We start from the raw sequence: 13660 nt of genomic DNA on the forward strand, positions 1-13660 counted from the left end.
GACCATCTGTGAGGTTCGGATATAAAAAAAGCGACCAAATAGGTCGCTTAGGTGTACGGTCTTGTTTATCTAACTAAGTTTTGCCATGTGATTCTTTAGCCACATTTCTGCTTCATCTTCTGGTACTGGTGCCGCCAATATATCAATCTCAAAGCAATCTGTTATCGGTGTTGCACCAATATCTTCAAGCAGTTGATAGGCATCTTTTCCTGCTTGGCAGAACGTGTCATAACTAGAGTCACCAATGGCAATGACCGCGTATTTCACTTGACTCATTCGCGGTGGTGTATTGGCGAGTTGGCTCATAAAAGCACGAATGTTGTCTGGAAATTCTCCGGCACCATGGGTTGAAGTAATCACAAGCCAAGTTCCTTCGGCAGGGATATGTTCGAATTCCGGCTGATTATGAACGAGAGTTTCTATTCCTTGTTCTTGCAGTAAATCGTTGAGGTGATCGCCGACATATTCAGCGCCTCCTAGCGTACTACCAGTAATGATATGAATCATGTTGTTCCTTTATTTACCAATACAGAATGACGAGAAGATGCGTCCAAGAAGATCATCAGAGCTAAATTCGCCCGTGATCTCATTGAGATGCTGCTGGGCGATCCTTAGCTCTTCCGCTAAGATTTCACCCGCCATATAGCCTTCAAGTTGTTGTTGACCGATATCCAGATGTTCGGCTGTTTTTTCTAGGGCTTCAAGGTGGCGACGACGAGCCATAAATCCGCCTTCGTAGGAGCCCGCATAACCCATGATAGACTTCAGGTGTTCTCGCAAGGCATCAACACCTTCTCCGGTTCTTGCAGATAAGCGAATAAGAGTCGGGTTGTTAACGTGGCAGATGCCGAGCTCTTCACCAGTTTCGTCGACCTTGTTACGAATGACGGTGATACCGATGGATTCTGGAAGCTTATCGATAAAGTCGGGCCAAATGTCCTTAGGATCAGTGGCATCGGTTGTGGTTCCGTCCACCATAAATAGCACGCGATCTGCTTGAGCGATTTCATCCCATGCGCGCTCAATACCGATTCGTTCAACCTCATCGGAGGCAACACGCAGACCAGCGGTATCGATGATATGCAGCGGCATACCATCAATATGGATATGTTCACGCAATACATCGCGAGTGGTGCCTGCGATATCCGTAACGATTGCAGACTCTTTGCCTGATAGTGCATTAAGCAGACTTGATTTGCCCGCATTAGGGCGACCCGCGATAACAACTTTCATACCTTCACGCATGATAGCGCCTTGATTGGCCTCTTTTCTCACTGACGCCAGATTGTCGATAATGGTTTGTAGATCGCCAGCTACTTTGCCATCTGCGAGAAAGTCAATCTCTTCCTCGGGAAAGTCGATCGCCGCTTCAACATAGATACGTAGGTGAATGAGTGACTCGACTAGCGTATGGATACGCTTAGAAAACTCACCTTGCAGCGATTGAAGGGCGGATTTAGCCGCTTGTTCGGAACTGGCATCAATCAAGTCAGCAATGGCTTCTGCTTGGGTCAGATCCATCTTATCGTTCAAGAAAGCTCGTTCACTAAACTCGCCAGGACGGGCAGTTCGGATACCGGGAATGGCAAGGATGCGCTTGATGAGCATGTCCATAACCACAGGACCGCCGTGACCTTGCAGTTCTAGAACGTCTTCACCAGTGAATGAATGTGGGTTCGGGAAGAATAGGGCAATGCCTTGATCTAATTGGCTGCCATCTTCGGCTTTAAAAGCAAGGTAATCAGCGTAACGCGGCTTGAGAGTCTTGCCAGTTACCTCTAGCGCTACTTGCGAGGCTTTGGGACCAGATACACGGATAATACCCACACCACCACGTCCGGGAGCCGTGGCTTGAGCCACAATAGTGTCTGTTGTCATGCTTTTACCTAAATTTAATCGCTTTTTTCAAATTGTAATCACGGAGAATAAAAAAGGCGACCATAAAGGCCGCCTTTTATGCAAATTGCTTATCGAAACATTTTGTTTATTAAAACACTTTACTCATTGAAATAAAGAGTTACTTGAGACCTTTACGTTCGAGCGCTCGGTAAATCAGAGTTTGCTGGATAAGCGTCACAATGTTAGACACCAACCAGTACAGAACAAGACCTGATGGGAACCACAGGAAGAAGAAGGTAAACACAACCGGCATAAAGGTCATGATCTTCTGCTGCATCGGATCGGTTACTGTCGTTGGGCTCATTTTTTGGATCATAAACATACTTGCACCCATTAATAGAGGCAGAATGTAGTATGGGTCTTGAGCCGATAGATCGTGAATCCAACCGAAGAATGGTGAGTGACGAAGCTCAACCGATTCCATCAGTGCCCAATATAGGGCGATAAAGATTGGCATCTGCAGAACGATAGGTAAACAGCCACCAAGTGGGTTTACTTTCTCTTTCTTATACAGCTCCATCATCTCTTGGCTCATACGCTGACGGTCATCACCGATGCGCTCACGCATTGCTTGCAGTTTAGGTTGCAGCATACGCATCTTAGCCATTGAGGTATATTGAGCTTTGGTGAGTGGGTACATTGCACCACGAACGATGAAAGTCAGACAGATGATCGCCAGACCCCAGTTCACAACGATGCCTTGAATGAAAGCAAGGAGCGTGTGAAGTGGTTTAGCAATAAACCATAGCCAGCCGTAATCAACCACGAGATCAAGATTTGGTGCGGTTTCTGCCATCTGCTCTTGCAGTTTAGGACCTACCCAAAGCGTTGCATCTAGTGTCGCACTTTGACCATTTGAGATAGTTACGTTTGGCATGCGAACACCGATATCCCCTAGGCTACCAATGATACGAGTGTATAGGTTCGTACCCGGTGCTTCACGAGGGATCCAAGCCGCAGCAAAGTAGTGTTGAATCATCGCTGCCCAACCTTGACCGTTCGCTAGGCTTAGAGACAGGTTGCGATCTTTCATCTCGTCGAAGCTGTACTTCTTATAACGAGTATCTTCAGTCGAATATGCGCCACCGTTATAAGTTGGCATAGTAATGCTGCCGCCTTTGTCTTGAACATCTTGACGTAGGTGAGCATACATAGCGAATGTCGCATTCTGACCAGAGTTGTTATCTACTTTGTATTCAACGTCAACCGCGTAGCTGCCACGCTTAACGATGAATGTTTTGGTGTAGTTGATGCCGTTAACTGAGTAAGTTAGCGGAATACGAAGTTCTTCTTCACCGTCTTTAAGGTCAAAGTTTTCTGCAGAGACGTGATAAGCAGGGCGGTCAGTCGAGCTTAAATCGATACCCTGTGGACCAAATAGACCACTTTGTGCAATAAACTGGTGACCTGGAGTCTGTTTTAGCAGCTCAAATGGGTCACTGGAATCCATTTCAGTCGCGTATTGATTAAGTTTTGCGCTTACTACGTCACCACCAACGGTATTAATAGCAAGAGTTAGTACATCCGTTTTAACCGTAATGACTTTTTCTGCTGCTGGTTGACTTTCTCCTGGAACAAGATCGTTTCCATTCGCCATAGGCGTTGCAGGTAGGGTGCCGCTTTGTGTCTGCTCAGTCGGAGCTGGTACAGGATTCTTATAGGATTGCCATTGTTGAAATAGCAAAAAAGAAACTATAGCCAAGCCGATTAACAGAATATTACGTTGAGAATCCATCGTTATTTGTCTCTGTCTTGTTTTTGGGCTGGTGGTACGGGGTCAAATCCCCCATCATTCAAAGGATGGCATTTTAATAGACGTTTGCCAGATAACCAACACCCTTTTACAAAACCGTGAGCTTTTAAGGCATCGATTGCGTAACGAGAGCATGTTGGTTCAAATCGACAACGAGGGCCAATCAAAGGACTAATCGTCCAACGATACAAGTACACTAGCCCAATGGCTAGCCACGTGAAGGGCGAGAAAGGCGCTGCCATAACTTATCTAAAAGTTTGAATGTTTCTTCATTACTCAGAGTTTGCGCACTCTTTTTAGCAATTACAACAAAATCTTTAGCCGGAAGCTGGTGCTGTTTGTTGCGAAAGCTTTCTCGAACCAAACGTTTGAAATGGTTTCGTGCCACAGCGGTTTTTATCTGCTTTTTTGGAACGGCTAAACCTAAACGAGGATGAGATAGAGTGTTTTTTCGAGCAATGATGGTGAAGTGAGGGGAGCCTGCTCGATGAGCTTGCTTAAAGACGTATTGATAATGCTCGGGAGTTAACAAACGTAACTCCCGAATAAAGGCGTGCTTATTCAAAATAGTTTAATTATTTTGATAGACGAGCGCGGCCTTTTGCACGACGTGCATTAATTACCTTACGACCGTTCTTAGTTGCCATACGTGCACGGAAGCCGTGGGTACGTTTGCGCTTTAGAACTGTAGGTTGAAAAGTGCGTTTAGTCATGGTTAATACCTTTACTGATCAGTAGTTTTAGGTTCTCGTTGAACCCGGCGTGGGACATATTTCCCGCTCTATATATAGAGAGGAAATCCGACGCCTCTCAACAAAGAGGCGGAATTGTAATCACTCACTCGCAAAGAGTCAATAATCAGTTCAACATCTATTCCGGTTGGCGGATTATACTTTTTGTGAGCGAGAGCGCAAGGATCCTTATGCGATCCCGACGTTTTTTAGGAATTTTTTTAGCTGGATATCTTGTGGATGATTGAATATTTGTTGCGGTGTACCTTGTTCAACAATATGCCCGTCAGCCATAAAGATCACTCTGTCGGCGACTTCGCGAGCAAATTGCATTTCATGAGTCACCACTAACATGGTTTGATGATCTTTGGCTAACTTCTTCATTAAATTAAGAACTTCGCCAACCCACTCAGGATCCAGTGCCGATGTTGGCTCATCAAATAGCAACAGTTCCGGTTGCAGCGCCATAGCGCGACCTATGCCGACACGCTGTTGTTGTCCACCAGAAAGAGAAGCAGGGTATTGCTCTCCTTTATCCCCAAGTCCAATGTCTTCTAGTAACTGTTGTGCCTTGTCATAAGCCTGCTGTTTTTTCCAACCTTTTACCGTAATCAGTGCTTCGGCAATATTTTGTTTTGCGGTCAGATGAGCGAACAGTGCGTAGTTTTGAAATACAAAGCCAGTATTTCTTCTTATAGCCAGTACATCCTTTTTATCTGGATTCTGACAATCAACAGAAACGTCACCGATGGTGATAGAGCCCTGATCCGCTTGTTCGAGAAAGTTAACGCAGCGCAATAATGTCGATTTACCGGTACCGCTAGAACCGATGACAACGATAATTTCGCCTTTCTTTATCTCAATATCAATGCCTTTCAGGACTTCGCTATCAGCAAACTTTTTATGAATATTTTTTAGTTTGATCATCTTTGATACGCCTTATTCAGCCTTGCTTCTGCCCATATTTGAGCGCGAGTAAGTACTAACACTACACCCCAATAAATCAAAGCGACGGCTAAGAACGCCTCGAAAAATCGAAAGCTGGATGAAGCCTCCATTTGTGCTTTCGCCATGATTTCGGCAACCCCAAGCGTAAATGCAAGCGATGTCGACTTAATCATATCGATGAAGTAATTCATCAATGAGGGAAGGGCAACACGAGTCGCTTGTGGGAGAATGACTCTTCGCATGGCTTGCATACGAGTCATACCCACAGAGAGGCTCGCCTCCATCTGACTTCTATCGATACCAATAATGGCTGCACGAATACTTTCTGCCATATAAGCGGCGAAGTGCAAGGTAAGTCCTATGACGGCAGCACTAAATGCATTGAGCCCCACCAGCCAAGGAAATACTTGTGGCAGACCATAATAGAGCAAGAAAAGTTGCACCAGCAGTGGGGTGCCGCGGAAGAAACTAATGTATAGCTGACATAATTGATCAAGAATAGGCAGCTTAAACACACGAATGTTCGCGATAATGACCGATAAGATAAGCGCAAACAGCAAACCCCAGACGGCCATTTCCATCGTCGTGCCAAGATACTTGAGCAGTATCGGCATCAGCTCTAGCATGTAGTTAAAATCAAATCCCATAATACAACCAACGTGTAAAAATAAACAAACTCACCATCAAAGAGGGTGAGTTTAAGGTGAGTGTGTACTTACTTTTTAGTAATGTCAGCAGTAAACCATTTAGTCGAAATATCCGCTAGCGTGCCATCTGCGCGCATGGCATCCAAGGTGGCATTGACTTCTTGTTGCAGTTTTTTGCCTTTCTCGTTGTTAACAAAGGGCCAGGCATTTTCAATCAACTCAAATGGTTCACCTGCTAGTTCCAGTGGTAAACCGGTCTTTTTAATCAATTCCAATGCAGAGAGACGATCCATAACAAAAGCATCGGCTCGACCAAGCGCGACATCATGCTCAATACCGGTGTCATAAGTCTTGATGTTAATTTTGTTGCCACTGTCGTGCTGACGAAGCAGTTGTTCAAAATTGGAACCTAGGTTCACCGCCACGGTCTTTCCGGCAAGATCATCAATTGATTGAATCTCGTTGTTTCCTTTACGAACCGTAATTTGTGCACCGTCAATTACATAGGGTTGAGAAAAGAGATATTTATTGAGGCGCGCAGGCGTCATCGTGATCTGATTTGAGATGGTATCAATTCGACCCGTTTCGAGTAATCCAAACAAACCAGAAAAGTTAGCGGTCACATACTCGACCTTATAATTGTTGCGGCGACCGATTTCATCCCATAGATCCACTTCAAAACCTTGCAGCTTATCTTTTTCAACAAAAGTAAATGGGAAATAGCGTCCAGACATCCCGACCTTAACTTCTTGACTGACTTCAGCATAAGCTACCGCTGATAAAGACGTCGATAGAATGAATGTCGCAACAATGTTTTTAATCCAGTTTTTCATATTACAGCTCCTCGATTTGTTGGAGAGAATGTTACTGGTGAACATGTAGATAAGTTAAATAACCAGTTGTTATTAACCATAACCAATGGAAGGGTGGATAAAGATCACTTATCCCCAATAAATGTGTAATAGAGTATAGCTAATGACAAGTTGATCACGGATCTATTCACAAGGGGGAATGAAACGAATAACTTGTGGGAAGATCCACGTTTTGTGCAAACTAATGTGGGTAGAATTAGGACAATTTGTGTGGATCCTACCAAAATTACCCAAAAAATTGTGAATAACTTAGATCTTATTCACTGGATCGTCGATCATTTACTGGCGATCTTGGTTATCAACAGGTAAAATTGCCAATCTTTTCCAATTCAATTAAATAGAGTGAGAGCAACGTGTCATCTTCGCTTTGGTTGCAATGTTCGCAACGACTACAAGAAGAGCTACCAGCAACTGAATTTAGCATGTGGGTCAGACCGCTTCAGGCTGAGCTAAATGACAATACCCTAACTCTATTTGCACCTAATCGTTTTGTCCTCGATTGGGTAAGAGATAGATACATCAATAGCATCAATCGCCTACTTAAAGAGTTTTGTGGTGGTGATGTGCCTAATCTAAGGTTCGAGGTTGGCAGCAAACCTGTTACTCCCCCTCCTGCTCCTAAGCCAATTAAAACGGCTGCCGATGTGGCGGCTGAGTCTTCAGCGCCCGCGCAACTTCAAGCGCGCAGAATGGTTGATAAAACTTGGGATAATGAAAAGGTTGATGTTACTGACGTTAATCACCGATCGAATGTTAACGTAAAGCATAAGTTCAATAACTTCGTTGAAGGTAAATCGAATCAACTGGGTCTTGCTGCGGCTCGTCAGGTTGCTGACAACCCAGGTGCAGCGTATAACCCACTGTTTCTCTATGGCGGTACAGGTTTAGGTAAAACCCACCTATTGCATGCTGTTGGAAACGCGATTGTCGATAATAAACCAAACGCAAAAGTGGTCTATATGCACTCTGAGCGTTTTGTCCAAGACATGGTAAAAGCACTGCAAAATAACGCGATTGAAGAGTTCAAACGCTATTACCGCAGTGTTGATGCTTTGCTTATCGATGATATTCAATTCTTTGCCAATAAAGAGCGCTCGCAAGAAGAGTTTTTCCATACTTTCAATGCGTTACTAGAAGGTAATCAACAGATCATCCTAACTTCAGACCGTTATCCAAAAGAGATCAACGGGGTAGAGGATCGACTTAAGTCTCGTTTCGGTTGGGGTTTGACGGTAGCGATCGAGCCACCAGAGCTCGAAACTCGCGTGGCAATTTTGATGAAAAAAGCCGAAGACCATCAAATCCACCTTGCCGACGAAGTTGCTTTCTTTATTGCTAAACGTCTGCGCTCAAATGTTCGAGAGCTAGAAGGCGCTTTAAACCGTGTTATTGCTAATGCTAACTTTACTGGTCGCCCAATCACTATCGACTTTGTTCGCGAAGCGCTGCGTGATTTACTGGCACTGCAAGAAAAGTTAGTCACCATCGACAATATTCAAAAAACAGTCGCGGAATACTACAAGATAAAGGTTGCGGATATTCTATCCAAACGTCGCTCTCGCTCGGTGGCTAGACCACGTCAGTTAGCGATGGCGCTTGCCAAAGAGCTCACCAACCACAGCTTGCCAGAAATTGGCGATGCATTTGGTGGTAGAGACCATACAACGGTTTTACATGCCTGTCGCAAGATCGCCCAGCTTCGCGAAGAGAGCCACGACATAAAAGAAGATTACTCGAACTTAATTCGCACCCTTTCATCTTAATGGTGGCATAATCGTTATAATGTGCACTCAAACTGCTATATTGAATAATTAAGTTAGCCTTATGGGCCATCATTACTAAGAGTTAGCTATGAAATTTACCATCGAACGAACTCAGCTGATAAAGCCACTGCAGCAAGTCTCTGGTGCTTTAGGCGGTCGACCAACATTGCCAATTTTAGGTAACTTGCTTCTTAAAGTAGAGCAAGGTGTCCTTTCTATCACCGCAACTGACCTAGAAGTTGAGTTAGTCAGCCAGATTAGCTTAGAAAATGATTTTGAGGCAGGTAGTGTAACTGTCCCTTCACGTAAGTTCTTAGATATCTGTCGCGGTCTTCCGGATGATTCAATGATTACCATTGTTCTAGAAGGGGATCGTGTTCAGGTTCGTTCAGGTCGCAGCCGCTTTTCATTGTCGACGCTGCCAGCGAATGACTTCCCAAATATCGAAGACTGGCAGCAAGAGGCGCAAGTTACTATCAGCCAAGCTGAGTTGAAGTCACTGATTGATAAAACTCAGTTTTCTATGGCTAACCAAGATGTTCGCTACTACCTCAATGGTATGTTGTTTGAAGTTGAAGATAATATTCTGCGCTCAGTGGCCACCGATGGACACCGTATGGCGGTGGCTCAAGTCACTCTTGCTCAAGCGGGTGAGCACAATCAGATTATTATTCCTCGCAAAGGGGTGCAAGAGTTATCCAAACTGTTGGATGCACCTGAACAGCCTGTGACACTGCAAATTGGTGGCTCAAATATTCGAGCTGAGGTGAATAATTTTATTTTTACTTCTAAGTTAGTCGATGGTCGTTTCCCTGACTATCGTCGAGTGCTGCCGCAGAGTACGGATAAAGTGCTGTTGAGCGGTTGTGATGAACTGCGTCAGGCATTCTCTCGAGCTGCTATTTTATCTAATGAGAAGTTCCGAGGAGTGCGTGTTAACCTAGATGGTACAGAAATGCGCATCACGGCAAACAACCCTGAGCAAGAAGAAGCGGAAGAGATGTTGGATGTCGAATTTAGTGGCGACGCTTTAGAGATAGGCTTCAATGTGTCTTATGTATTGGACGTATTGAATACCTTGCGTTGTGAACAGGTTCGTATTTCCATGTCCAATGCTAACGCGAGTGCTTTGATTGAGAACAGCGAAGACGACAGTGCCATGTATGTGGTGATGCCGATTCGTCTGTAATCGACCACTCTCAGCAAACAGATATGCCGCTAACACGATTAATCGTCCAGCAGTTTCGCAATATTAAAGCCTGTGATATGCCATTATCGACAGGCTTTAACTTTATTATTGGTCCGAACGGTAGTGGTAAAACCAGCGTGTTGGAGGCGATCTACATGTTGGGTCATGGGCGCTCTTTTAAAAGCTCTCTAACAGGACGAATTATCCAAAATGAGTGTCAGGAACTGTTTGTTCACGGGCGTTTTTTGAACTCGGATCAATTTGAGATACCCATTGGGATTAATAAGCAGCGCGATGGCTCAACAGAGGTTAGAATAGGCGGTCAATCTGGACAAAAGTTGGCTCAATTAGCCGAGGTGCTACCTCTACAGTTGATTCACCCAGAGGGCTTTGAGTTATTAACCGATGGCCCAAAATTTCGCCGCGCATTTATTGATTGGGGAGTGTTTCATTCACAACCTCAATTTTATGAAGCTTGGGGGCGTTTCAAGCGTTTTAGTAAGCAGCGCAACGCACTGCTAAAAACTGCCCGTAGCTATAAAGAACTCAGTTATTGGGATAAAGACTTAGCGCTGTTAGCGGAGCAGATAGACCAGTGGCGGGCAACGTATGTTGAACAGATGCAACCCCTTGCTGAAGAAATGTGTCGTGCGTTTCTCCCTGAGTTTGAAATCAAGCTTGGTTATTACCGAGGTTGGGAGAGAGAAACCGCTTATGGTGAGCTTTTACAGCGCAACTTCGAGCGTGATCAGAACCTTGGTTACACATTTAGTGGTCCCAACAAAGCCGATCTCAGAATCAAGGTCAATAACACCCCTGTAGAGGATGTGTTATCGAGAGGTCAGCTAAAGCTGATGATGTGTGCTCTGCGCCTAGCGCAAGGGCAACATCTAGCGCAATTAACAGGTAAGCAATGTATTTATCTTATCGATGACTTTGCTTCAGAATTAGATAGTGTTCGTCGTAAACGTTTGGCAGATTGCCTAAAGCAGACGAAGGCTCAAGTTTTTGTAAGTTCTATTACCGAAAGCCAAATTGCCGACATGATAGATGAAAACGGCAAGATGTTTCATGTGGAACATGGCACAATAGAGCAAGTGTAAATAGTGAGAGAAACTCATGTCAGAAAATTACGATTCATCGAGTATTAAAGTACTAAAGGGTCTGGATGCAGTTCGTAAGCGTCCGGGAATGTACATTGGCGACACGGATGACGGAACCGGTCTGCATCACATGGTTTTTGAGGTCGTTGATAATTCAATCGATGAAGCGTTAGCGGGGCACTGTAAAGATATTATCGTGACTATCCACGAAGACAACTCGGTTTCGGTTAGCGATGATGGTCGTGGTATTCCAACCGAGTTGCACCCAGAAGAAAAAGTGTCGGCTGCGGAAGTTATCATGACGGTACTGCACGCGGGTGGTAAGTTCGATGATAACTCTTATAAAGTTTCTGGTGGTCTGCACGGTGTCGGTGTTTCAGTGGTTAACGCACTATCAAAACAAGTCACACTGACAATCCATCGTGGTGGTAAAGTCCATACTCAAACCTATCACCATGGTGAACCACAAGCGCCACTGTCTGTAGTGGGTGAGACGGACAGTACGGGTACAGAAATTCGTTTCTGGCCAAGCGAAGAGACTTTCTCTAACGTTGAATTCCATTACGATATTCTTGCTAAGCGTTTGCGTGAACTGTCGTTCCTTAACTCAGGTGTTTCAATCAAATTGATTGATGAGCGAGAAGAAGACAAACAAGACCACTTCATGTTTGAAGGCGGTATCATGGCGTTTGTTGATCACTTAAACACCAATAAAACCCCAATCATTCCAAAAATCTTCCATTTCAACCATGAACGTGAAGATGGCACTTCTGTTGAAGTGGCGATGCAATGGAATGACGGTTTCCAAGAGAACATCTACTGCTACACCAACAACATTCCACAAAGAGATGGTGGTACTCACCTAGCGGGTTTCCGTGCGGCACTGACCAGAACCCTAAACTCCTTTATGGATAAAGAGGGTTTCTCTAAGAAAGCGAAAACAGCCACATCGGGTGATGATGCTCGTGAAGGTCTAACCGCAGTTGTTTCGGTAAAAGTACCGGATCCAAAATTCTCAAGCCAAACCAAAGACAAGTTGGTGTCTTCTGAAGTGAAGTCAGCGGTTGAATCGGCAATGGGTGAAAAGCTATCTGAGTTCCTTATTGAGAACCCAACTGAAGCTAAAATCGTATGCTCTAAGATCATCGATGCGGCCCGTGCTCGTGAAGCAGCGCGTAAAGCTCGTGAAATGACTCGCCGTAAAGGTGCGTTAGATCTTGCTGGTCTGCCAGGTAAGCTTGCCGACTGCCAAGAGAAAGACCCAGCGCTTTCTGAACTGTACATAGTGGAGGGTGACTCTGCGGGCGGTAGTGCTAAGCAGGGTCGTAACCGTAAGAACCAAGCGATCTTGCCGCTGAAAGGTAAAATTCTAAACGTAGAAAAAGCGCGTTTTGATAAAATGCTTTCTTCTCAAGAAGTCGCAACTCTGATCACTGCACTAGGTTGCGGTATCGGTCGTGACGAATATAACCCAGACAAACTGCGTTATCACAACATCATTATCATGACCGATGCGGATGTGGATGGTTCTCACATTCGTACTCTGCTGCTGACCTTCTTCTACCGTCAAATGCCAGAGTTGATTGAGCGTGGTTATGTTTATATTGCTCAACCGCCACTTTACAAAGTGAAGAAAGGCAAACAAGAGCAGTACATCAAAGATGAAGATGCGATGAACCAATACCAGATCTCACTGGCGTTGGACAATGCGCAACTGCATGTTAACGCTGAGGCTCCGGCTATGGCTGGTGAAGCATTGGAAAAACTGGTTCATCAGTACAATGCTGCACTGAAAACCGCTGACAGAATGGGTCGTCGTTACCCACATGCTATGGTCAGCGAGTTTATGTATGTGCCAAGACTGACGTCGGAAAATTGTCACGATGCTGCAGCGGTTGAAGCTTGGGCTAAACAGCTAGTTGATCAGTTAAATGCCAAAGAAGTCGGCGCTAGCCAGTATAGTTTTGAGGTAGAACAGCACTCTGAACTGGGTATCAACCTACCTAAAGTGATTGTGCGTACCCACGGTGTGACTCATGAGCATGTCATCGGTGTCGACCTACTGAACTCTAAAGAGTACCGTTCGCTTGCCGACTTATCTGAAGCGCTAGACGGCTTCATTGAAGAAGGTGCATACGTGAAACGTGGTGAGCGTACTCTGCCAATTGCGAGCTTTGCTGATGCACTTGCTTGGTTGATTAAAGAGTCTCGTCGCGGTCTTTCTCTACAGCGCTATAAAGGTCTAGGTGAGATGAACCCAGATCAACTTTGGGAAACGACAATGGATCCAGAAACTCGCCGCATGATGCAGGTGACAATCGAAGATGCTGTTGGCGCAGATCAACTGTTCACGACTCTAATGGGTGATCAGGTTGAACCACGTAGAAACTTTATTGAAGAGAACGCACTGAAAGTGGCTAACTTGGATGTCTAGTTCTAGCTGATACCGATAAAATCGCAATGCGCTGCCTATGGGTGGCGCATTTTTTTTGCTTTCTATCTAACTGAAATTTAATGCTTTAATAAATAAGTGCTCATAAATTTGTTTATCGACGCTTGAATCCTAATTTTCCAACCTTATATCTAGTTATGAAGAGGACGCCGAGTTAGGGCCTCTGACAGAGTTGGTACTCATCGCTCAACAGAGGATGCTGTGATCAACACACAATTTGTCCCGATTTTTATCATGTCCCAGCGTTGGTTAACCCGAGGAATGGTAATAAATCACTTAGTCCCTAGATAGCATTACGATGTT

The 13660-nt window shown here is 44.8% G+C and carries 13 protein-coding genes; 4 read left to right on the forward strand and 9 right to left on the reverse strand.

The window, feature by feature from the left end:
* Window positions 1–69 precede the first annotated feature (69 nt).
* The 9 genes from mioC to L9Q39_RS00460 all read right to left on the reverse strand — a co-directional run bounded on the left by mioC (window position 70) and on the right by L9Q39_RS00460 (window position 6811).
* Window positions 70–507 (reverse strand): FMN-binding protein MioC, encoded by a 438-nt coding sequence (gene mioC / locus L9Q39_RS00420; protein ID WP_237483205.1) that lies wholly within the window; start codon window positions 505–507, stop codon window positions 70–72.
* 9 nt (window positions 508–516) lie between these two features.
* A complete protein-coding gene (gene mnmE / locus L9Q39_RS00425; RefSeq protein WP_237483206.1) occupies window positions 517–1878 on the reverse strand; it encodes a tRNA uridine-5-carboxymethylaminomethyl(34) synthesis GTPase MnmE in 1362 nt (453 codons plus the stop codon).
* Window positions 1879–2017: 139 nt separating this feature from the next.
* Window positions 2018–3634, reverse strand: a complete 1617-nt coding sequence (gene yidC, locus L9Q39_RS00430) for a membrane protein insertase YidC (protein WP_237483207.1) — start codon at window positions 3632–3634, stop codon at window positions 2018–2020.
* Window positions 3635–3636: 2 nt separating this feature from the next.
* Entirely contained in the window at window positions 3637–3894 is a 258-nt protein-coding gene (gene yidD / locus L9Q39_RS00435) for a membrane protein insertion efficiency factor YidD (RefSeq protein WP_237483208.1), read from the reverse strand.
* Window positions 3861–4217 (reverse strand): ribonuclease P protein component, encoded by a 357-nt coding sequence (rnpA, locus tag L9Q39_RS00440; RefSeq protein WP_237483209.1) that lies wholly within the window; start codon window positions 4215–4217, stop codon window positions 3861–3863. The genes yidD and rnpA overlap by 34 nt, the downstream gene beginning before the upstream one ends.
* A 10-nt stretch (window positions 4218–4227) precedes the next feature.
* The gene (gene rpmH / locus L9Q39_RS00445; protein ID WP_237483210.1) at window positions 4228–4365 is read right to left on the reverse strand and encodes a 50S ribosomal protein L34; all 138 of its coding nucleotides are present in this window, start codon (window positions 4363–4365) and stop codon (window positions 4228–4230) included.
* Window positions 4366–4572: 207 nt separating this feature from the next.
* Window positions 4573–5310, reverse strand: a complete 738-nt coding sequence (locus L9Q39_RS00450; protein ID WP_237483211.1) for an amino acid ABC transporter ATP-binding protein — start codon at window positions 5308–5310, stop codon at window positions 4573–4575.
* Window positions 5307–5978 (reverse strand): amino acid ABC transporter permease, encoded by a 672-nt coding sequence (locus tag L9Q39_RS00455; RefSeq protein ID WP_237483212.1) that lies wholly within the window; start codon window positions 5976–5978, stop codon window positions 5307–5309. Before L9Q39_RS00455 ends, L9Q39_RS00450 begins: the two co-directional genes overlap by 4 nt.
* A gap of 68 nt (window positions 5979–6046) precedes the next feature.
* Window positions 6047–6811, reverse strand: coding sequence for an amino acid ABC transporter substrate-binding protein (locus L9Q39_RS00460; RefSeq protein WP_237483213.1), 765 nt, complete (start codon window positions 6809–6811; stop codon window positions 6047–6049).
* A gap of 392 nt (window positions 6812–7203) precedes the next feature.
* Between L9Q39_RS00460 and dnaA the strand changes: the two genes are divergently transcribed.
* From dnaA to gyrB, 4 genes are all read left to right on the forward strand, one after another.
* Window positions 7204–8613: a chromosomal replication initiator protein DnaA gene (gene dnaA / locus L9Q39_RS00465; protein WP_237483214.1), complete on the forward strand. Its 1410-nt coding sequence runs from the start codon at window positions 7204–7206 to the stop codon at window positions 8611–8613.
* Between the two features lie 88 nt (window positions 8614–8701).
* Window positions 8702–9802, forward strand: a complete 1101-nt coding sequence (gene dnaN, locus L9Q39_RS00470; RefSeq protein ID WP_237483215.1) for a DNA polymerase III subunit beta — start codon at window positions 8702–8704, stop codon at window positions 9800–9802.
* Between the two features lie 23 nt (window positions 9803–9825).
* Complete coding sequence (gene recF / locus L9Q39_RS00475; protein WP_237483216.1) at window positions 9826–10905, forward strand: DNA replication/repair protein RecF; 1080 nt, start codon at window positions 9826–9828, stop codon at window positions 10903–10905.
* A 16-nt stretch (window positions 10906–10921) separates the two neighbouring features.
* A complete protein-coding gene (gene gyrB / locus L9Q39_RS00480; protein ID WP_237483217.1) occupies window positions 10922–13339 on the forward strand; it encodes a DNA topoisomerase (ATP-hydrolyzing) subunit B in 2418 nt (805 codons plus the stop codon).
* Window positions 13340–13660: the final 321 nt, after the last annotated feature.

It is taken from the genome of Vibrio hippocampi (assembly GCF_921292975.1).
Classification (GTDB): Bacteria; Pseudomonadota; Gammaproteobacteria; order Enterobacterales; family Vibrionaceae; genus Vibrio; species Vibrio hippocampi.